Origin of the sequence: Robinsoniella peoriensis (assembly GCF_000797495.1) — a bacterium.
Classification (GTDB): Bacteria; Bacillota; Clostridia; order Lachnospirales; family Lachnospiraceae; genus Robinsoniella; species Robinsoniella peoriensis.
The window spans coordinates 752,770-775,615 of the sequence record NZ_JTGN01000001.1 but is presented as its reverse complement, the minus strand read 5'-3'; the positions used below and the strand labels follow the sequence as shown (position 1 = coordinate 775,615).

Here is a 22,846-nt window from a genome sequence, read left to right as displayed (position 1 = left end):
ATAATTAATAATAGTAATCATTACTAATATTAAAGAATATGAAAGGAAAAGTACATATGAGCAAACATCAGTTTACAGACATCCGGGTACCAATCGAGCCCGGCAATCCATCTATTCAGCGTCATGAGGAAAAATGTATCAAGTGCGGTCAGTGCAAACAGGTCTGTACAAACGACATTGCAGTAGCAGGAACATATGATTTGAGGAAGACAGGAGATATCCCAATCTGTATACACTGCGGTCAGTGTGCTAATGTCTGTCCGGTGGAATGTATAACGGAAGTCTATGAATACGACCAGGTTCGTGAAGCAGTAAAAGCAGAAGAGAAAATTGTCATATTCAGTACATCCCCCTCTGTCAGAGCGGCGCTTGGTGAAGAATTCGGACTGGAGGAAGGAAGTTTTGTCCAGGATCAAATGGTGGCACTCATCCGCAGACTTGGAGCGGACTATGTTCTGGATACTAATTTTGCGGCGGATCTGACCATTATGGAAGAAGCCAGTGAATTGGTGGAACGTGTGACAAAAGCAAATAAGCCGCTGCCCCAGTTTACCAGCTGCTGTCCTGCCTGGGTAAAGTTTGTGGAAACCTACTATCCGGATATGAGAGAGCATATTTCTACCGCGAAGAGCCCGATCGGAATGCAGGGACCTACCATTAAGACTTATTTTGCGAAAAAAATGGGAATTGATCCTGAAAAAATAGTTAATGTGGCGGTAACTCCCTGTACGGCAAAGAAGTTTGAGATTCGGCGTGAAGAAATGAATGCGGCGTCTAAATATCTGGGCATAGAAGGTATGCGGGATATGGATTATGTCATTACTACCAGAGAACTGGCAAAATGGGCGCGGGAAGAAGAAATTGATTTTGTGTCTCTTGAAGGTTCAGACTACGATGATTTCATGGGTGAAGCATCAGGTGCAGGTGTGATTTTTGGGAATACCGGCGGTGTTATGGAAGCAGCTGTTCGAACAGCCTATCATTTTATTACCAAAGAAGAAGCGCCGGAAGAACTGTATGATCTCCAACCGGTCAGAGGGCTTCAGGGAATCAAGGAAGCAAGTGTACGAATCGGAGATCTGGATGTTAAGGTGGCTGTAGTATATGGTACGGCAAATGCGAAGAAGCTTATGGAAAAAATAAAGACTGGGGAAGCAGATTATCATTTCGTTGAAGTTATGACCTGCCCTGGCGGATGCATTGGCGGAGGCGGTCAGCCTAAGGATACAAAATGGCTGGGTGACACGCTAAGAGAGAAGCGTATAAAGAGCCTGTATGACAGAGATAAAAGCATGGAGCTGCGTTTAAGCCATAGAAATGAAGAGATTGTTAAATTATATGAAGATTTCTACGGTGAGCCATTAAGTAAGCTCGCAGAAGAAATGTTACATACCGGTTATTTTGACAGAAGCGGGGATCTGGACGCAGGTTCCGGCGAAGGGATGAAAGGCAGCGTGAAAAGTATGTCAAAGTTTAAATGTAGTATCTGCGGATATATTTATGATGAAGAAAAAGAAGGAGCTCTTTTTACTGAATTAAAGGAATGCCCGATTTGTAAGAATCCGATAAATGTATTTGAAAAATTAGGCGCACAAAATTCTGATGTGGTGATATACGAAAGCTCTATGACGGACGAAGCTGTCAGGGCACAGGATGTAGAATCAGAGGAAGAAAATGAAAATCCGCTTGCCTATCCAAAAGAATTTGTCAGGAAAGACTCCAATAATCGATTTATGAGTGAAATTCATCAGATGGCAATGACCGGAGAAACAATAATCGAAGCGATGGGTACCAGAATGCCAATGCCAAACTGGGATGATATCCTTATTCTGGGTGCCCAGTTAAATCCACCGCCGCTTGATGAACATGCACCGGTAGACATCACTACGGTAATTGGAAAGCATGCGAAGAAGCCAATGGTCTTAGAAGGACCGGTATATATTTCACATATGTCTTTTGGGGCATTATCAAAAGAGGTAAAAGAGGCATTAGCTAAGGGAAGTGCAATGGCAAAGACTGCGATGTGCAGCGGCGAAGGCGGAATTTTGCCGGAAGAAAGAGATGCAGCTTATAAATACATTTTTGAATATGTACCGAATCATTACAGTGTTACACCGGAGAATCTGAAAAATGCAGATGCAATTGAAATTAAAATCGGTCAGGGTACAAAGCCAGGAATGGGTGGACATCTTCCAGGAGGCAAGGTTACACCTGAAATTGCAAAAATTAGAAATAAGCCCATTGGACAGGATGTGATCAGTCCATCAAAGTTTGAAGATATCAATACGAAAGAGGATCTGCGTGACATTGTTGAACAACTTCGTTTCGCTTCGGAAGGAAGGCCGATTGGAATTAAGATAGCTGCTGGAAGAATAGAAAAGGATCTGGAATTCTGTGTCTTTGCCAAACCTGATTTTATTACAATTGACGGACGGGGCGGTGCAACCGGAGCTAGCCCGAAGATCGTAAGGGATGCTACCAGCGTGCCAACGATCTACGCATTATATCGTGCCAGAAAATATCTGGATGAAGCAGGTGCTGACATTGATCTTGTTATTACCGGTGGTCTGCGTATATCATCTGATTTTGCGAAAGCAATCGCCATGGGAGCGGATGCGGTAGCAGTAGCATCTGCAGGCTTAATCGCAGCGGCTTGCCAGCAATACCGTATCTGTGGAAGTGGTAATTGTCCGGTTGGAGTAGCAACACAGGATCCGGAGCTTCGAAAACGTTTGAAAGTAGATTCATCTGCAAAACGTGTGGCAAATTTCCTGAATTGTAGTTTTAAGGATTTGAAAACCTTTGCCAGAATTACCGGACATGAAAATCTGCATGATATGAATGTCAGTGATTTGTGCACCATTGACAGAGAGATATCCGAATTTACAAATATTCCACATGCATAAATTAATTTTAAAATAATAGTGAGCCGTATCCGAACCCAATTACTATAGCTTGTAACTGTGATCAGATACGGCTTAACTTATATGATGAAACAGAATCTTCCAGACTATTTTGCACAGGACATATATATTGTGATGTAGTAATGAAAACTATGTGAAAATATACAAGATATAGTAAAAAAGTCTAAATTAATGTTGTAATATAAGTCAATATTAGATACAATAACAATGATGTCTAAAATCGTTAAAATGCAGAAGAAGGAAGATATGAATATGAAAAAAATAGCTATTGTTACAGATAGTAATAGTGGGATAACACAGAATAAGGCAAAAGAATTAGGGATTCATGTAGTACCGATGCCTTTTTTTATCAACGGTGAAATGTTTATGGAAGATATTACCCTGAGCCAGGAAGAGTTCTACCGGAAACTGGCATCCGGAGCTGATATCAGCACATCTCAGCCATCTCCGGGGGATCTTACGGAACTCTGGGAACAATTATTGGAAGAAAATGAAGAAATCGTTCATATCCCGATGTCCAGCGGACTGAGTTCCTCGTGTGAAAATGCAATGAGTTTATCCATGGGGTTTGACGGAAAAGTACAGGTTGTAAACAACCAGAGAATTTCAGTTACACAGTATCAATCTGTTATGGACGCAATTATGATGGCAGAGGATGGGTTCAGTGCATCAGAAATTAAAAATAAAATGGAAGATATGTCATTGGACTCCAGTATCTATATTACAGTAGAAACGTTAGAATATCTGAAAAAAGGCGGACGAATCACTCCGGCAGCAGCAGCGGTTGGTACGATTTTAAATATTAAGCCTGTTTTACAGATACAGGGCGCGAAGCTGGATGCTTATGCGAAAGTGCGTGGAAAAGTGAAGGCTAAAAAAACGATTCTGGATGCCGTAAAAGAGGATCTGGCTACGAGATTTAAGGAGTATGCGCAGCAGGGAAATATGGAATTTGGAGCTGCATATTCCGGTAATCTGGAAGAGGCATTGATCTGGAAGAAAGAAATTGAAGAAGCATTTCCTGACATCCCATGCCGTATGGATCCATTGTCTTTAAGTGTGTCATGTCATATAGGCGAAGGGGCAATTGCAATAGGATGTTATCGGAAATATGTATCAGTAAAATAATAATAGTAAAATAATTAATGTTCAGTGGATAAGAGGATTGAAGAAAGAGAGAAGGGAAGGTTATGAAGTGTGGAAAAAAGAGGTGGATATGGGCACTTCTTTTAATTATTACAGTAGCCATGATGTCCTCAACAGGAGCATCGGCAAAGTCTCAGAAAACTGTTGATAAGTCTGGCAGCGGCACTAAGACCGGAAGGAAAGTCTCTGGAAAAGCAATCCAGGGACAGCCGCAGCTGAAAAATGTCATGAAAGCAGCTCGCAGAAACGGAAAATGGGTGAAATCGGCAGGCAGATATAAGTTCCGTTTTATTAATGGGACTTATGCTTCTCATCAGTGGGTGAATATTAAAGGAAAAATCTATTATTTTAATAAAGAAGGATTCCGTGTTTCCGGCTGGAAAAAATATGGCAATTACAAGTATTTTTTAAATAAAGACGGTTCACTGCGAACAGGATGGTTTCAATATAAGCGCAGACAGTATTATTCAAATACCAGGACGGGTGTGATGCGGACCGGTTGGTTTACCTGGCATAAGAATAAGTATTATTTTGGTAAAGACGGTAAGATGGCTGTGGGGTGGCGTACCATAGACAAAAAGCGTTATCATTTTGGAAAAGATGGCAAAATGTCAAAAGGTTTTCAGAAGATCGGTTCCGCTACGTACTATTTTACCGGGAGCGGCAGGCGGGTGACAGGCTGGCTGCGTTATCATAACAAATATTATTACCTGAAGTCTGACGGCAGGATGGCAGCTGGCTGGCTCAAACGAAATGGAAAGAAATATTATTTCCGGGAAGATGGGACAAGAACCACGGGAGATTCCTTCATAGAAGGACAGTGGTACCACTTTAATAAGAATGGTGTGTACGATCCAAAAGCGAAAGTAACTCCAAAGATCGATCCGAAAAAACCTATGGTGGCGCTGACCTTTGATGATGGTCCCGGACCATATACAGAAAGGCTGCTGGACTGTATTGAAAGAAATAAAGTACGGGCAACATTTTTCCTGGTAGGCCAGAGTATTCCGATTTATCCAAATGCGGTGAAAAGAGAATATGATTTAAAATGTGAGATTGGCAATCATACATATGATCATCCACAGCTGACAAGAATTTCAGATAGTCAGATATCGTCACAGATCAACAGTACCAATACAAATATTCGGAATATAACAGGGCATAATGCTACGCTGTTAAGGCCGCCTTACGGAGCTTATAATGCTGCGGTAAACGCATTGGCAGGAATGCCAGTAATTATGTGGTCGATTGATACAAGAGACTGGGAAACAAGAAATACCCAGAGTACAGTTGATGCAGTTCTAAACCATGTAAGAGATGGAGACATTATTTTGATGCATGATATCCATCTTCCTACCGTTGCTGCAGCTGAAATTATAATACCGGAATTATTAGGACGAGGGTATCAGCTGGTTACCGTCAGTGAGTTGGGATATTATAAGCGGGGCGGACTGACAAATGGTGCGGTGTATTCCAGTTTATATTAGAGTGAATGAGGCGTATAGAAAAGAGCAGCAGAGAAAAAGTAATGATTTCTCTGCTGCTCTTTTTATTTTAGATTTCTTTCCCTTTTAACAATACTTTTTCAATATTGAGGTCCTGATCCAGAAGAACAATATTTGCTATCTTACCTGTTTCCAGGCTGCCGTATTGATCATATATCTCAACGGATTTTGCAGAATTTACTGCAGCACATTTGATAGCGCTTGCAAGGGGAATGCCCATTTTTTTAACGGCTGTGCGGACACAGTCCATCAGATTCGTCGCGGAACCGGCGATGGTACCACTCTCTAAAGTTGCCAGGTTTCCGACTACTTTTACCGGCTGGCCGCCAAGGGAATAGTCACCGTCTGTCAGACCGGTTGCCATCATGCTGTCGCTGATCAGTATAACACGGTCATCTCCGAACATTTTAAAGGTTGTTCTGACTACGGAAGGGTGGATATGGATACCATCACAGATCAATTCAACACGGCAGTTATCGTGATCGCATGCGGCTCCGATTACACCGGGTTCACGATGGGAAAATGGTGGCATCGCATTGTAGAGATGGGTTGCATGTCTTGCACCTCTGTCATATGCTTCGTTTGCAATCTCATAATCAGCTGTTGTATGAGCGATGGATATTCCAACTTCATCTTTCAGGGCGTCAATAAATTCCATTGAGCCTTCCTCTTCCGGTGCAATATCAACCAGTTTTACAAGGTTTCCGGATGCAGCCTGAAGGCGGCGGAACATATCAATATCCGGTTTGTGGATATATTTACCATTCTGAGCTCCTTTTTTCTTTGATGCAATAAAAGGACCCTCCATATTAATACCGCAGAGGATAGCACCTGTTTTATTTTCATAGGCAGCTGCAGTCTTGCAGATTTTTTCCAGACGCGGTTCATCGAAAGTCATCGTTGCAGGCACAATGGTCGTAATGCCGTTTTTAAGCTGATATTCAGCAATTTTTTGAATGGCTTCTTCCGTTCCATCACAGAAATCATAGCCTACGCAGCCATGAAAGTGGATATCCGTCAATCCGGGAATAGCATACATGCCTTCCGCATCGATAATTACGTCATCTTCCGTATCTGGGCTGTCAGCAAATTTATCATTTTGTATATAGAGGTCTTTTTTTTCAAAATAACCATCTGAGTGAAATACATTTGCATTTTTTATTATCATATTTTATTTCCCTTCATTACTGTTATGCATTTTCAATTTTCGATAAAGCTGCAGCATCTGCTACAATTGTTACATCATTGTGAAGCTGCAGAATGGATGCAGGAACCAGTGGAGTGATTGGTCCTTCCACTACTTTTTTAAGAATTTCAGCTTTGTCTGCGCCGCTGACAACTACTAAAACCTTGCGTGCCTGCATAATGGTCTGAATTCCCATTGTGTATGCCTGTCTTGGAACGTCTTCTTCTTTTTCGAAGAAACGTGTGTTTGCTTCAATGGTACTTGCTGTCAAGTCAACACAATGTGTCTGTTTTTCAAAATTATCGCTTGGTTCGTTAAAACCGATATGGCCGTTATGTCCAAGTCCCAATAACTGTAAGTCAATTCCGCCTACATCAGAAATGATCTGATTGTACATAGAGCACGCTTTATCCGCATCCGGTTCTAAACCATCCGGTACAAATGTACGTTCTTTGCGGATATTGATGCTGTTAAACAGGTTGGTATTCATGAAATAACGGTAGCTCTGGTCGCTGTCGGCGCCAAGTCCTTTGTATTCATCCAGGTTTACACTGGTGACACGTCCAAAATCCAGGTCACCTTTGGTATACCAGTCAATTAATTGTTTGTATGTTCCGATCGGAGTTGAGCCGGTAGCCAGACCCAGTACGCAGTCAGGTTTCATGATAACCTGTGCAGAAATAATATTTGCTGCCTTTCTACTCATATCATCATAATCTTTTGCTTTTACTATTTGCATAATTATTCTCCTTTTCTATTTACGGCAGAGTAGCTCTGCTTTCTTAACGTTTTGTATTTCTATTGTATGACTGCTTTTGCGAAAAATTGTGGTAAATGAAAATTTGGTGTTTCATTTTCAATCTTTGTAAAGCTGCCAAAATGAGTCAGACCTTCGCTCTCTTTTATTTTATAAAAATTACAGGTGATGGCATTTCCTGTTTGGAAATCACAATGACCATATACATACCGGATCAGGTCCAGTGGTACCGTCAATTCCAGTGTCCAGAAGTTTTCGTATAAAGTACCGGTGCATTGACAGGCTTCATGCAGTTCCATTGGAAAAATCTTTCGGTTGTTTCTTTCGTCCCCATATTTGGCATGGAGTGCTCCGTTGGAATTTGCTTCAAGGTTAATGTAGCAATTCGGGCGTTCCGCAGGATAAAATTGAAAGAATGCTTCCATAGTGCTGTCCAGATGTACCGGGTCGTTGGGATTAAAATATTTCCTTACCGGATCTTTTTCTTCGCAGGTCATTTTTACATAAAATCCGGTTCCGGGGATAAATCCCAGACTTCCATAGGTTTTAGGACGATAGTCGCCTCCCCAGTTATACTGGTCAACATTAAAAACAGGACAATTTCCAATCTCTTCTTTTGAAGAAATGGTTTGGATTATGTATTCCATTAAATACCTCCCTTGCATATAAAATCGAACTTAGAAAGCTTGTATGCTCACAATTACTATTGTAACCTATACAGGAAAAAAAGGCAAAGGGTTCATGAGAAATTGGCAAATAATTATAAAAAATAGCAGGAATGTACAAATGAATAACAGACAGAAAGCATTCTTTAGCAGGTCTGAAGTTAGGCAATTTTTCAATTCAAAATTATGAAGATTTGGTATAAACATAAAAATACAATAAGTAAAAAAGACAAGAAAGATAAAATAATAGGCAATATGACTAAAAAGTTAAAAATATGTAATAAAATGGATAAAATATTAACCAATAAAAGTAAAATAGTAACGGTTACATATGTTTACAATGCACATCTCGTCATGTTATATTAAGGCAAGCTTTGATAGTGCGAAGAGATATCTGAGGTGGTTTTTTGTGAATGTTGATGAAAATAACAGGAAAGGAGAAGAAAAATTAAAAGCCAGGAAGATAAAGCGTCGCTAATTCATTGTATAACGAATTGTAAGGGAGATTACTATGAAACTGAAGAAGATGATAGCAGGTATTTTAAGTACATGTATGGTTGCAACATCCCTAGTGGTTCCAGGAGATGTCCTCAATGTGCAGGCGGCGGAATCCAAAGCGGAGACAAAAGCAGCAGGACAGGAGAATCCACTCAGATTGTGGTATAATAAGCCGGTGAGCAAGGGAAATCTTATCCCGGGCAGAACGGGCGGTTTCGGAACAACAGCGGAAGATGACCGCTGGCAGCAGCTTACATTACCAATCGGCAATAGCTATATGGGCGCAAATGTGTATGGTGAAATTGGAAAAGAACACCTTACTTTTAACCAGAAGACATTATGGAATGGCGGACCAAGTACGAAAAGGCCGGATTATAATGGCGGAAATAAACAGACGGCATCCAACGGGGCAAAAATGTCAGATGTCTTTAAATCGGTGGGACAGCTTTTCCTGGAAGGGAAAAACGATGAAGCTTCCAATCTGTGTAATCAATTGACAGGAGAATCCGATGGTTATGGGGCTTATCAGTCCTGGGGCGATATTTATCTGGACTTTAAAGGGGTTACGGATAGTACTGCTGTTCAGAACTATCAGAGGGATCTTGATCTTACCAAAGCAATTGCAAATGTAGATTATACCCTGGAAGGAACGAATTTCCACAGAGAATATTTTATTAGTTATGCAGATAATGTACTGGCTATGAAATTGACGGCAGATGGATCGAAAAAGTTAGAATTTGACGTGAGTTTCCCGGTAGATAATGCAGAGAATGTTGCAAATAACGGATTAGGTAAATCGGTTACCTATAAAGCAGAAGGAAATACGCTGATTACTGCCGGACAGATGCAGGATAATCAGCTGAAAATGAATTCCATGCTGAAGGTTGTCACAGAAGGACAGGTTAATCCGGGATCAGATAACCAGTCATTGCATGTATCGGATGCTTCTTCTGTAGTAATATATGTATCAGCAGATACAGACTATAAAGATTCCTATCCGAAATACCGCACTGGAGAGAGCGACGAGGAACTGGCTGCAAGTGTGAAAGCAACAGTTGAAAAAGCAGCAGGTAAAAATTACGATCAGGTAAAAGCGGATCACATTGCGGACTATACCAATATCTTTGACCGTGTAGATCTGGATCTGGGACAGGGAGTTTCTTCCAAGCCAACAGATGAACTGCTGGCAGCTTATAAGGCAAATACTGCAACACCAGAAGAACGCAGCCAATTGGAAGTTATCTTATACCAGTATGGACGTTTTATGACGATTGAGTCTTCCAGAGAAGGGGATTTACCGGCAAACTTACAGGGTGTATGGCAGAACCGTGTAGGCGATGCAAATCGTGTACCCTGGGGCAGCGATTACCACATGAATGTAAATCTTCAGATGAATTACTGGCCAACCTATTCTGCAAATATGGCGGAATGTGCAAAACCATTGATTGAATATGTGGATGGATTGCGTGAACCTGGCCGTGTTACTGCAAAAGATTATTTTGGAATAGAGAGCACAGAAGAAAATCCGGAGAATGGATTTACTGCACATACACAGAATACACCGTTTGGATGGACTTGTCCCGGATGGGCATTTTCCTGGGGATGGTCACCTGCAGCGGTTCCGTGGATTCTTCAAAATTGCTGGGAATATTATGAATACACCGGCGATGTTGAATACATGAGAGATAAGTTGTATCCGATGTTAAAAGAAGAAGCAAAGCTTTATGATCAGATTTTAACAGACAGTGGTGTTGAAATTACAAAACCGAATGGTGAGAAATCCACAAGACTGGTATCTGTTCCTACATATTCCCCGGAGCATGGACCAAGGACATTGGGAAATGCATACGAGCAGGAACTGATCTGGCAATTATACGAAGATGCAATTATCGGTGCTAAGATTTTAGGTGAAGATGAGGCTCTGATTCAGAAATGGCAGGATACTCAGGACAGATTAGCACCAATCGAAATCGGTGAAAGCGGACAGATTAAAGAATGGTACGATGAAACTACCCTGGGAAGCATTGGTGAAAGAGGACATCGCCATATGTCACATTTACTGGGACTGTTCCCGGGAGATTTGATTTCCGTAGACAATGATCAGTATATGGATGCAGCAATCGTTTCCTTAAAAGACCGTGGTATGAAGAGTACCGGATGGGGAATGGGTCAGCGTATCAATTCCTGGGCAAGAACAGGACAGGGAAACAGTGCTTATGATTTAGTGAAGACACTGTTCAACGATGGTATCAATCCAAACCTTTTTGATTCCCACGCTCCGTTCCAGATCGATGGTAACTTTGGTTATACCTCCGGCGTTAATGAAATGTTAATGCAGAGTAATATGGGTTACATCAATGTACTTCCTGCACTTCCGGATGCATGGTCCAGCGGATCAGTAAAAGGAATTGTAGCAAGAGGAAACTTTGAGACAGATATTAACTGGGAAGATGGAAAAGCAACCAGTGTGAAGATCCTGTCAAAGAATGGTGGAGATTGTGCGGTACAGTATACTGGAATCAGCCAGGCAAATGTAGTGGATTCTAAGGGTAAGCAAGTAGAATTTACAAAATTGTCCAGAGACAGAATCCAGTTTGTATCAACACAGGGTGAAACATATACCATTACTAATTTCCCGGAACTTGCAAAGGGACCGGAAAATCTGGAAGCAGTTTATACCGGAGCATCAGGGGTAGAATTAACCTGGGATAAAGCAGCTTCCGAAACTGCAACTTACAATGTATATCGTAAAGAAGATGGTTCTTATGAAAAAGTCGCAGAAGGTCTGACAAAAGCAAACTATACAGATAAAACAGCAGTAAAAGATATTACGAAGGTTCGATATAAAATAACCTCTGTAGAAAATGGTGTGGAAAGTCTGTATTCGGAAACCGTCAGTGCACTGGATATTACGGTAAGAGGCATGGTGGATGATTCTGATTCCAGAATTGAATATAGTTCCAGATGGCAGACGTGGAAGGATGCTGCGCATTACGGCGGTGGAATTCATTTTGTAGAAACCAGCAGTGCAGATGATACAATTTCCTTTGTATTCTCGGGTAAGGGCATTCGTGTGTATGCAACTAAGAATGCAACCTGGGGAATCATGGACGTTTACATTGACGGAGTAAAAGCAGATTCTATTGACTTCTACGATCCGACACCACAAGGCCTGAAACAACAGATGGTTTATGAAAAAGCAGGTCTTGAGGATACAAAACATACTATTAAATTGGTTGGAACAGGAACCAGGAATCCAGCCAGTACAGGAACGAAATTAGAATTTGATGCATTCCAGGTATTAGGCGACCAGCACACCATTACTTTTGAAAGTAATAAAGAAGGAGAAGGAAATCTTCCGGAGTCTATAACAGAATATGAAGGCAGCGCGATTACATTGCCGGAATGCGGTATAACAATTGCTGGCATGACTTTTGCAGGATGGAGTGACGGAGAAACCACATATGCTGCAGGTTCTAAGTATCGTATTGAGAAGAGTGATGTTACGTTAACTGCTTTATGGGAAGAAACATCCAACAAGATAGCATCCAATAAAATGACGGCAGTAGCTGACAGTGAAGAAAATACCAGTACCGATGGTCCGGCATCCAGTGCTGTGGACGGTAATGAAGGTACTTATTGGCATTCTGCATGGAGCCACGATCCAAAGCCGGATATCGCAAATAACGTAAATAACAGTTTTACCATTACATTAGATAAGTTATACCAGATCAACAAATTAGAGTATGTACCCCGTTCTTCTATTAATGGAAGAATATTAGGATGCGACCTTTATTACAGCACTACTGAGAATGGAGATGACTTCCAGTTAATAGAAGGCGGAACCAGTGAATGGGCAAATAATACTGATAAAAAAGTTACGAGATTTACTCCCGTAAGTGCAAGGCGAATTCAGATCAGAGCTACCAAGACGGCTGGAGATACACCGAATGCATTTATTAGTGCATCAGAATTCTACCTTTACGAAACAGGCCAGACAGTCACAGACCCGACAGAAGTAACCGGAGTCAGACTGACACCGGAAGAAGTTACATTAGAAGCAGAAACCACAGCAACATTAACAGCAGCGGTAATCCCGTCTAATGCAACAAATAAAAATGTTACCTGGTTATCAAGTGATGAAGAAGTGGCAACTGTAGTTAATGGTGTAGTGAATGCACTGAAACCAGGAAATGCGACAATCACCGTAACCACAGCAGATGGAAACAAAACGGCACAATGTGCAGTAACCGTTACGGAAAAAGAAGTGATACCGGTCAGCGCAATTACCGTATCACCAAAAGATGCAACTGTTAAAACAGGAGCAAGTGTAACCTTAACCGGGGAAATACAGCCGGAAAATGCATCTAACCAGAATATGATCTGGACTTCTGATAATGAAGGCGTAGCAACGGTAGCAGGTGGTGTTGTAACCGGTGTGGCAGAAGGAACTGCTACAATTACAGTCACATCAGCAGAAAATGATACCATCCGTGATACCGCTACAATTACAGTAGAAAACGGAGAACCTGAAATTGTAGAAGTAGAAAGTGTCAGTGTTGAGCCGGCAGAATTATCTTTAATAGAAGAAGGAACCAAAAAATTAACTCATACAATTACACCTTCAAATGCAACAAATCAGAATGTAAGCTGGAGTTCTGATAATGAAGCAGTGGCGACCGTTTCCCAGGCAGGAGTCGTAACCGCAATAAAAGAAGGTACTGCAAATATTACAGTTACCACAGAAAGTAACAACAAAACAGCAATCTGTAAAGTAACCGTATCAAGAAAAGATATAGCAGTTACAGGGGTAACATTATTGCCTGAAGCACTGCAAATGAAGCTAAAAGAAACAGCAACACTTACAGCAGCTGTTCAACCAGCAAATGCAACGAATCAAAACGTTTCCTGGACATCAAACAATGAAGCTGTTGCTACTGTAGATGGCGGTATAGTTACAGCAGTTGCAGATGGTAAAGCTACGATTACAGTAACCACAGAAGAAGGCGGATTCACAGCAACATGTGAAGTAACTGTAAAGAGTGAACCAGAACCGGAAATCATAAAAGTAACTGGTGTAACCCTTGATAAACAAGCGGTTAATATTGAAGTAGGCAAAACAGCTGTCATTAAAGAAAGCGTTCAGCCGGAAAATGCAACCAATAAAAATGTTACCTGGGATTCAAACAACGAAACAGTTGCAAGTGTTGACAAGGGTGAGATCACAGCATTAAAAGAAGGCATCGCAGAAATCATTGTTACTACAGCGGATGGAAATAAGACAGCTACCTGTACGGTAAATGTAATACCGAAGCAGATACCGGTTGAATCCATTAAGATAAACCCATCCAGTGCAGCAATGCAGACCGGAACGAAGGCTACCTTAAGAGTAGGATATACACCGGAAAATGCAACAAATAAAGCAGTAGTGTGGGCTACGGACAATGAAGCAGTGGCAAGTGTGAGTAATGAAGGTGTTGTAACGGCGAAAGCAGCAGGAACAGCTAATATTACAGCAACAACTTTAGATGGACAGAAGTCCTCATCCTGCACCGTAATTGTTACAGAAGCACCGAAACCAACACCGGATCCGGAAGTGAAAGAGTACACTGTTATCTTTGATACAGATGGCGGATACGTTTTACCGGCAGAAATCAAAGTACAGGAAGGCAAACCTTATGGTAACCTGCCTACACCGAAAAAAGGAAGCTACAAATTCCTTGGCTGGTATCTGGGAAATACACAGGTAAAATCAACGGATATCTGTAAGGGCGATGTGACCCTGAAAGCAAAATGGAAGTTGATGGAACCTGGACGAGTGACAGGTGTAAAAGCTTCAAAACAGACAACAAACAGCATTAAAATATCATGGAAGAAGGAAACAGGAGCAAAATCATATATTGTCAGCAGTTATAACTATTCGAAGAAAAAGTGGGAGAAAATTGCAACCACCAAGAAAACTTCTTATGTAGACAAAAAGAAAAAGGCTGCGACAAAATATAAATACCGTGTAACTGCTGTAAACAAAGCTGGCAGCGGTTCTGCTTCTAAATCTATGATTACAGCAACACAACCTGTAAAACCGACCATATCCCTGAAACAGTCAGGAAAGAAAGTGAAAATATCCTGGAATAAGTTTAAGGCAGATAAGATTGAAATCTTTATGAAGACAGGAAATGGAAAATATAAGAAAATTTCCACAAAACCTGGTAAAAATACAGCTTACACGAAAACCAAACTGAAAAAGGGAACTAAGTACAGATTCCGTATCCGTGGATACATGGAAAGAGGAGAGAAGGTTTATGGTGCATACTCTGCATCCAAGAGAATTACAATAAAGTAAGCAGAATACGTACAAACAGATCATAGAAAAAGCCGCTTCAGCAAAGGGAACTGCACCCGTTAGTCAGACCAGAGAGTTTAACTAGTGGGTGCGGACCGAAATTGCTGTGCGGCTTTTTGTACCTATATAAATGTAGTTCCAGACAGGGATAATCGTGATAATACATCTTTATATGCTAGGAATCAAAACAGATCTGTGCGTTACAGAAATTTATATAGATGCTGTTTTGCTTATTTTTGATAGCGCAAAGCAGCCTCAACCAATCCGCGAAAGAGCGGATGCGGCCTGTTTGGACGTGACTTCAACTCCGGATGTGCCTGGGTGGCGATGAAGAACGGATGATCTTTGATTTCAACCATTTCCACAATGCGGCCGTCGGGTGAGATTCCGGAAAGGGTTAAGCCATTGTCGGTCAATGCCTTACGGTAGTCGTTATTCACCTCATAACGGTGTCTGTGGCGTTCCTGTATAGTTTCTTCACCATATAGCTCAAATGCTTTCGATGACTTGTCCAGGATACAGGGATAAGAACCAAGTCTTAAAGTGCCGCCGATGTCTTCGATACCATCCTGGTCCGGCATCAGGGAAATCACGGGATGGGTAGTGGAAGCATCCAGTTCGATGCTGTGTGCATCATGGAAACCAACCACATTTCTGGCAAATTCAACTATGGCAAGCTGCATGCCCAGACAGAGCCCAAGGAAAGGGATCTCATGTGTTCTGGCATATGCAATCGCCATAATTTTTCCTTCAATTCCCCGGTTGCCGAAACCTCCGGGCACCAGAATGCCATCCACATCTCCAAGGAGATCTGAAATATTGTTCTCATTTAATAATTCTGAATCAATCCAGCGTATATTAACTGTGGCGCGGCTGGCGATACCACCATGTTTAAGGGCTTCTACAACACTGATATAGGCGTCATGGAGTTGGATATATTTACCGACAAGAGCAATTTCTACTACTTTGGTTGGATGTCGCAGAGCATTTACCATGTCTTCCCAGTCTTCCAGATTGGGTTTTGGGCATTCCAGATTCAGACATTCACATGCCACCTGGGCCAGATGCTCCTGCTCCATTGCAAGAGGTGCTTCATACAGATATTCCACATCCAGATTTTGGAGGACGTGATGATTAGGGACGTTACAGAAAAGTGCGATTTTGTCTTTGATGCCTTGTTCCAACGGCAGTTCGGAACGGCAGACAATGATATCCGGGCGAATACCCATACCCTGTAATTCTTTTACACTTGCCTGGGTGGGTTTGGTTTTCATTTCACCCGAAGCTTTCAGGTAAGGGATTAAAGTTACGTGAATCAGAATTGCGTTTTCCCGGCCTACGTCATGCTGGAACTGACGGATGGATTCCAGGAAAGGCTGGCTTTCGATATCTCCGACCGTACCGCCGACTTCAATAATGGCAATTCTTGTTTCATCGGATGTAAAATTCCGGTAAAAACGGTTCTTAATCTCGTTTGTGATGTGGGGGATGACCTGTACAGTACCTCCGCCGAAATCACCGCGACGTTCTTTTTGCAGTACGGACCAGTAAATTTTACCGGTGGTTACATTGGAATTCTTATCAAGGCTTTCGTCAATGAACCGCTCATAGTGTCCTAAATCCAAATCCGTTTCGGCACCGTCATCTGTAACAAATACTTCGCCGTGCTGGATAGGATTCATAGTTCCGGGGTCAATATTGATGTAAGGGTCGAACTTCTGCATGGTTACCTTGTATCCCCGGGCCTTCAGTAAGCGGCCGAGTGAAGCGGCAGTGATGCCTTTTCCCAAGCCTGATACTACTCCGCCTGTTACAAATACATACTTTACTGGCATAAATTTCCTCCTGTTTTCTCAAACACACTCTCGTGCTGGTCAAAAAATAACGAAAGAATTATACACCTTCAGAGTTAATAAATACAGTGTTTTTTACAAAAAAATAAAATTTGCGCCAAATAAACAAAGATTCATTTATTTGGCGCAGATATTTGTTTAATGTCATAAAGTTAATTACCGGGTTTTATAAAAAGGTAACAAATAATAATGTGACATACAGCCTGCCAAAAGCAATTTTAATTGTAATTTAGTGATAAATACGCTTGTCCTCATATACCGGTTCAGAAGTCAGCTGGACGGAAAGACGTTTAAACTGCTTTATATCTACCATAGACAGCATAACGGAAGTATGGGCCTGACATCCGGATAGCTTGGGAAGCTGTTCCAGTGCAAGCTTGGCATTTTCACTGGTAGCAGCAGAAATGGAAAGTGCGATCAGTATTTCATCCGTATGGAGCCTTGGGTTTTTGCTGCCCAGATATGCAGTCTTCAGAGTCTGGATAGGTTCAATGGCTTCCGGTGAAATAACATGGGCTTTATGGTCGATGCCGGCAAGTTCCTTCAATGCATTTAGAAGAAGGGCTGCGGATGCTCCCAAAAGGTCAGAAGTTTTTCCGGTAACCATTCTGCCATCAGCCAGTTCCAGGGCAGCAGCCGGGGCACCTGTAGCTTCTGCGCGGTCCAGTGCAATCTGTACCACCTTTCGGTTCGCTGCGGTCAGATGAGCCTGTTTCATGATCAGTTCGATTTTAAATACTTCTTCTTCCTGTTTTGTACCTTCCGCAAGTCCGTTCAGTGCATAATAATAACGGCGAAGGATCTCCTGGTTAGAGGCTTCTTTGCAGGCTTCGTCATCGAAGATACAATTTCCAGCCATATTAACACCCATATCCGTAGGGGATTTATAAGGGCATTCCCCAAAAATACGCTCGAAAATAGCACCTAAGACCGGAAAGATCTCAACATCACGGTTATAATTTACAGCTTTTTCATCGTATGCTTCCAGATGGAACGGGTCAATCATATTTACATCATTTAAATCGGCTGTTGCTGCTTCATAAGCCAGATTTACAGGATGTTTCAGGGGGATATTCCAGATCGGGAAGGTTTCAAATTTGGCATAACCGGCACGAATGCCATGTTTTTGCTCGTGGTAGAGCTGGGAAAGGCAGGTTGCCATTTTTCCGCTTCCGGGACCGGGTGCTGTGATCACGACCAGCGGTCTCGTTGTTTCAATATATTCATTTTTACCATATCCGTTATCGCTGACGATTAATGGTATATTGCTTGGATAGCCTTCGATGGCATAGTGGACATACACTTTACGTCCTAATTTTTCCAGTCTGGTTTTAAAGAGCTGCGCGCTGTTCTGACCGGAATACTGTGTAATGACAACACTGCCTACGTAGAGCCCTTTTTCTTCGAATGCGTCGATCAGACGGAGAACGTCTGTATCATAAGTGATCCCAAGATCACCCCGGACTTTATTCTTCTCTATGTCACCGGCGCTGATGACGATTACAATTTCTGCCTGGTCGGAGAGCTGCATCAGCATACGCAGTTTACTGTCCGGTGCAAATCCTGGAAGAACTCTGGCTGCGTGAAAGTCATCAAAAAGTTTTCCGCCGAATTCCAGATAGAGTTTGTTGCCAAACTGGCTGATTCTTTTTCTGATATGCTCAGATTGCATCTGTAAGTATTTCTCGTTATCAAATCCTATTTTCATTGGTTCACCGATCCTAAATTTTATGGTATGATTCTTTACTGAATTAGTATACTACAAAGTATCAGAGTTATGCCAGTCATTTTTTGAGGATTTTTATAAAAGTTTAAGAATTATGGAGGCTTTTTCACAAACTCGATATTGATTTCTGGGTGAAGTATCTTTATAATAGAGAGGACGTATCACGAGGAGGAAGATGATGGATAATAATCAACAGCCAGGAAATGGACCGAATAACGGATCCAATAATAATAATGGCAAGCCGTCTAAAAATGGGCAGACGATCATGATATTTTTAGTAGTAACACTGATAGCCCTGGTCGGTATGAGTATTTTCAATAATATGCTGAAGAATTCTACCGAAAAAGAAATCACATATAACAAATTTATGGAAATGGTAGAGAAGAAAGAAGTCAAAAAGGTTGACATACAGTCCAGTAAGATTGTTATTACTCCTAAGGAACAGCCATTCCCAGGGGTGACGATGACGTATTATACCGGCGTTGTACCCGACCCGAACCTGACCGAAAAATTAATTGCAGCAGGTGTGGACTTTAATGGAGCGATTCCGGACATGACATCTGCAATTCTCTATAATATTTTAAGCATTGCGATCCCGCTGATTCTGATCTGGGTTGTACTTGGATTTTTCCTGAGAAAAATGTCCAAGGGCGGCGGCATGATGGGCGGTGTTGGCAAGAGCAAGGCTAAAGTATATGTGCAGAAAGAAACAGGAGTCACATTCCGGGATGTGGCAGGACAGGATGAAGCCAAGGAGTCCTTGCAGGAAGTCGTTGATTTTCTTGAAAATCCAGGAAAATACACGAAGATTGGTGCCAAGCTTCCAAAGGGTGCTCTTTTAGTAGGACCTCCTGGAACAGGTAAAACACTTCTGGCAAAGGCAGTTGCAGGAGAAGCACATGCGCCGTTCTTCTCATTATCCGGTTCTGATTTTGTGGAAATGTTCGTAGGTGTCGGTGCATCACGTGTCCGTGATTTATTTGAAGAGGCGAAAAAGAATGCGCCATGTATTATTTTTATTGATGAAATTGATGCAATCGGTAAGAGCCGTGACAGCCGTTATGGCGGTGGAAATGACGAACGTGAGCAGACCTTGAACCAGCTGCTTGCTGAGATGGATGGTTTTGATACCTCGAAGGGATTACTGATTCTGGCAGCTACAAACCGTCCGGAAGTTCTGGATCAGGCGCTTCTGCGTCCCGGTCGTTTTGACAGACGTGTAGTTGTAGATAAGCCGGATCTGAAAGGCCGTGTGGATATTCTGAAAGTACATTCCAAAAATGTTCTTCTGGATGACACCGTAGATTTGGAAGCTATTGCACTTGCTACTTCAGGAGCTGTTGGTTCCGATCTGGCAAATATGATTAATGAGGCAGCAATTCTGGCAGTTAAGAAGGGCAGAAATGTAGTTTCACAGTCTGATTTATTTGAGTCTGTAGAAGTTGTATTAGTCGGTAAGGAAAAGAAGAACAAGATCCTGAGCAAAGAAGAGCGAAGAATTGTTTCCTACCACGAAGTAGGTCATGCATTGGTAAGTGCGCTTCAGAAGGATTCTGAGCCGGTGCAGAAGATAACTATTGTGCCAAGAACAATGGGAGCACTTGGATATGTCATGAATGTTCCGGAAGAAGAAAAATTCCTGAATTCAGAAGGTGAGATCCGCGCAAAGATTATTGAATTTGTGGCAGGGCGTGCAGCAGAAGAACTGGTATTTAACAGTGTAACAACCGGAGCCGCAAATGATATTGAGCAGGCTACCAAGCTTACCAGAGCGATGATTACACAGTATGGTATGTCGGAAACTTTTGGAATGATGGGAATTGAAAGTCCTGAGAATCAGTATCTGGAAGGCAGAACCATGTTAAATTGCAGCGACAGAACGGCAGCCGAGGTTGACCGTGAAGTTATGAAAGTGCTCAAAGATGCTTATGTAGAGGCGAAGAGACTTCTCAGCAAACATAGAATAGCACTGGATAAGATTGCTGCATTCCTCATTGAAAAGGAAACCATTACCGGTAAAGAGTTTATGAAGATTTTCCACGAAGTGGAAGCAGAAGATAAGGCGGCCTTGGAAGGATCTGCGGCAGGAGCTGTTGAAGGTGCCAGCCAGCCTCAGTTGGAAGCGGAAAGTAATCATCAGGTAAAAGCTGCAGAAATTGATGCATCGGTTTCTGGTGATAATGTGCAGCAGATACAAAAGCAGTCTGAAAATGTGGATACTGTGGATAAGAATCCCGATAACAACACTGTGTGTGAATAAATTCTTTAAAAGACAAGATAAAATACAGTAAATTTGTGAATAACAGATTTGCTGTATTTTTTTAGAAAGGGAGGTGGTATCGTTGTTTGATATCCAGGAGGAACTTAAGAAACTACCGGCGAAGCCGGGTGTATATATTATGCATGATGCAAAGGATGCCATAATCTATGTAGGAAAGGCAATCAGTCTCAAGAACCGGGTACGGCAGTATTTTCAAAGCAGCAGAAATAAGGGTGCTAAAATCGAACAGATGGTGACAAAGATCCGCCGCTTCGAATACATCATTACAGATTCGGAGCTGGAAGCGCTGGTTTTGGAATGTAATCTGATTAAGGAACACAGACCAAAGTACAATACCATGTTAAAAGATGATAAGTCCTATCCATTTATTAAGGTTACGGTACAGGAGGAATATCCCAGGGTTTTATTTGCACGTATCATGAAAAAGGACAAATGCAAATATTTCGGACCATATACCAGTGCCGGAGCGATTAAGGATACGATTGAGCTGATTAACAAGCTGTATAAGCTGCGTACCTGCAACAGAAGCCTGCCAAGAGACATCGGGAATGAGAGACCCTGTCTGAATTACCATATTAAACAGTGCAACGCCCCCTGTCAGGGCTATGTTACCAAAGAGGAATACCGTAATCAGGTGAATGAAGCTATTGCTTTTCTGGACGGAAATTATGATCCGGTAATTAAAATGCTGGAGCAGAGGATGCAGGATGCTTCTGAACGAATGGATTTTGAAGCAGCAATCGAACAGAGAGAGCTTCTGAACAGCGTGAAACAGATTGCCCAAAAACAGAAGATCACCATGAGTGATGGGGAAGATAAGGATATTATTGCAATGGCTTCCGATGATACGGACGCTGTGGTACAGGTGTTTTTTGTACGGTCGGGCAGGCTGATTGGAAGGGACCACTTCTATCTGAGAGTAGCTCCCCACGATACAAAAGGAATGGTTTTAGACAGTTTTATCAAGCAGTTTTATGCAGGGACACCATTTATTCCCAAGGAACTGATGATCCAGGAAGAAGTGGAAGACTGCGAGGTTATTGAACAGTGGCTTTCTAAGAAAAGAGGACAGAGGGTACATATCAAAGTTCCCAAAAAAGGCACGAAAGAAAAACTGGTAGAATTGGCGGCCAGAAACGCAGAATTGGTTTTAAGCCAGGATAAAGAAAAAATCAAACGGGAAGAAGGACGTACCATTGGCGCCATGAAAGAGATTGCAGGCCTGCTGGGGCTTGAGAATGTAGTGCGTGTGGAAGCGTTTGATATTTCCAATATCAGTGGATTTGAATCGGTAGGATCCATGATTGTATACGAAAAGGGTAAACCAAAACGAAGCGATTACCGTAAGTTTAAGATCCAATCGGTAAAGGGACCGGATGATTATGCCAGCATGGAAGAAGTGCTGACCAGAAGATTCAGCCATGGTCTTGCTGAGCTTGAGGAAGCGAAACAGGAGAAAGAATTCAGCAGTTTCAGCAGATTTCCGGATCTGATCATGATGGACGGCGGTAAGGGCCAGGTCAATGTAGCGCTGAGGGTTATGGATAATCTGAAAATGAACATTCCGGTCTGCGGTATGGTCAAAGATGATAATCACAGAACCAGAGGATTATTTTTTAATAATGTAGAAATACCAATTGAAAAGTCTTCGGAAGGTTTTCGTCTGATTACCAGAATTCAGGACGAGGCACATCGTTTTGCCATTGAATATCACAGGTCCCTTAGAAGCAAGCAGCAGGTACATTCTATTCTGGATGATATTGATGGAATCGGGCCTGCCAGGAGAAAGGCATTGATGCGGACATTTAAGTCTCTGGAAGCCATTAGGGATGCTTCCGAAGAGGAACTTGCCAAGGCGCCGTCCATGAATGCAAATAGTGCAAAAAAAGTGTATGATTTCTTTCATTGATGTTCGGGCATAATTATGATAATATTAACATATTAATTAAATTTTGAAGGAGA

Annotated in this window: 11 protein-coding genes and 1 pseudogene; 7 read left to right on the top strand and 5 right to left on the bottom strand. The window is 42.0% G+C overall.

Annotated features, from left to right (window positions below):
• Positions 1 to 38: 38 nt before the first annotated feature.
• The 4 genes and pseudogenes from QR40_RS32975 to QR40_RS29430 form a co-directional block, all read left to right on the top strand.
• Positions 39 to 1,397, top strand: a pseudogene (locus QR40_RS32975) ([FeFe] hydrogenase, group A); the annotation flags it as partial.
• Positions 1,398 to 1,463: 66 nt separating this feature from the next.
• The gene (locus QR40_RS32970; RefSeq protein WP_044293518.1) at positions 1,464 to 2,906 is read left to right on the top strand and encodes a glutamate synthase-related protein; all 1,443 of its coding nucleotides are present in this window, start codon (positions 1,464 to 1,466) and stop codon (positions 2,904 to 2,906) included.
• A gap of 270 nt (positions 2,907 to 3,176) precedes the next feature.
• Positions 3,177 to 4,052 (top strand): DegV family protein, encoded by an 876-nt coding sequence (locus tag QR40_RS03205; RefSeq protein WP_027293246.1) that lies wholly within the window; start codon positions 3,177 to 3,179, stop codon positions 4,050 to 4,052.
• 62 nt (positions 4,053 to 4,114) lie between these two features.
• Positions 4,115 to 5,557 (top strand): polysaccharide deacetylase family protein, encoded by a 1,443-nt coding sequence (locus QR40_RS29430; RefSeq protein WP_052430668.1) that lies wholly within the window; start codon positions 4,115 to 4,117, stop codon positions 5,555 to 5,557.
• A gap of 67 nt (positions 5,558 to 5,624) precedes the next feature.
• On the opposite strand, the gene nagA is transcribed toward QR40_RS29430, so the two are convergent.
• Genes nagA through QR40_RS03185 form a run of 3 tightly spaced genes read right to left on the bottom strand, consistent with a single transcriptional unit; the run spans position 5,625 to position 8,165 of the window.
• On the bottom strand, positions 5,625 to 6,743 hold the full coding sequence (gene nagA / locus QR40_RS03195) for an N-acetylglucosamine-6-phosphate deacetylase (protein WP_044293246.1): 1,119 nt from the start codon (positions 6,741 to 6,743) through the stop codon (positions 5,625 to 5,627).
• 22 nt (positions 6,744 to 6,765) lie between these two features.
• Positions 6,766 to 7,500, bottom strand: coding sequence for a glucosamine-6-phosphate deaminase (gene nagB, locus QR40_RS03190; RefSeq protein ID WP_044293244.1), 735 nt, complete (start codon positions 7,498 to 7,500; stop codon positions 6,766 to 6,768).
• Positions 7,501 to 7,559: 59 nt separating this feature from the next.
• Positions 7,560 to 8,165: a carbohydrate-binding family 9-like protein gene (locus QR40_RS03185; RefSeq protein ID WP_027293249.1), complete on the bottom strand. Its 606-nt coding sequence runs from the start codon at positions 8,163 to 8,165 to the stop codon at positions 7,560 to 7,562.
• A 529-nt stretch (positions 8,166 to 8,694) separates the two neighbouring features.
• Here QR40_RS03185 and QR40_RS29425 point away from each other — a divergent pair.
• Positions 8,695 to 15,024 carry a glycosyl hydrolase family 95 catalytic domain-containing protein gene (locus QR40_RS29425; RefSeq protein ID WP_052430667.1) on the top strand — a complete coding sequence of 2,110 codons (6,330 nt, stop codon included), beginning with the start codon at positions 8,695 to 8,697 and terminating at the stop codon, positions 15,022 to 15,024.
• Between the two features lie 230 nt (positions 15,025 to 15,254).
• On the opposite strand, the gene QR40_RS03165 is transcribed toward QR40_RS29425, so the two are convergent.
• Complete coding sequence (locus tag QR40_RS03165; protein ID WP_044293241.1) at positions 15,255 to 16,859, bottom strand: CTP synthase; 1,605 nt, start codon at positions 16,857 to 16,859, stop codon at positions 15,255 to 15,257.
• A 247-nt stretch (positions 16,860 to 17,106) separates the two neighbouring features.
• Positions 17,107 to 18,585: a DUF1846 domain-containing protein gene (locus QR40_RS03160; protein WP_027293252.1), complete on the bottom strand. Its 1,479-nt coding sequence runs from the start codon at positions 18,583 to 18,585 to the stop codon at positions 17,107 to 17,109.
• A gap of 196 nt (positions 18,586 to 18,781) precedes the next feature.
• On the opposite strand from QR40_RS03160, the gene ftsH reads away from it, so the two are divergent.
• Both ftsH and uvrC read left to right on the top strand, forming a co-directional pair.
• Entirely contained in the window at positions 18,782 to 20,863 is a 2,082-nt protein-coding gene (gene ftsH / locus QR40_RS03155; RefSeq protein ID WP_081998763.1) for an ATP-dependent zinc metalloprotease FtsH, read from the top strand.
• An 82-nt stretch (positions 20,864 to 20,945) separates the two neighbouring features.
• Entirely contained in the window at positions 20,946 to 22,793 is a 1,848-nt protein-coding gene (gene uvrC / locus QR40_RS03150) for an excinuclease ABC subunit UvrC (protein WP_027293253.1), read from the top strand.
• The last annotated feature ends 53 nt before the right edge of the window (positions 22,794 to 22,846 follow it).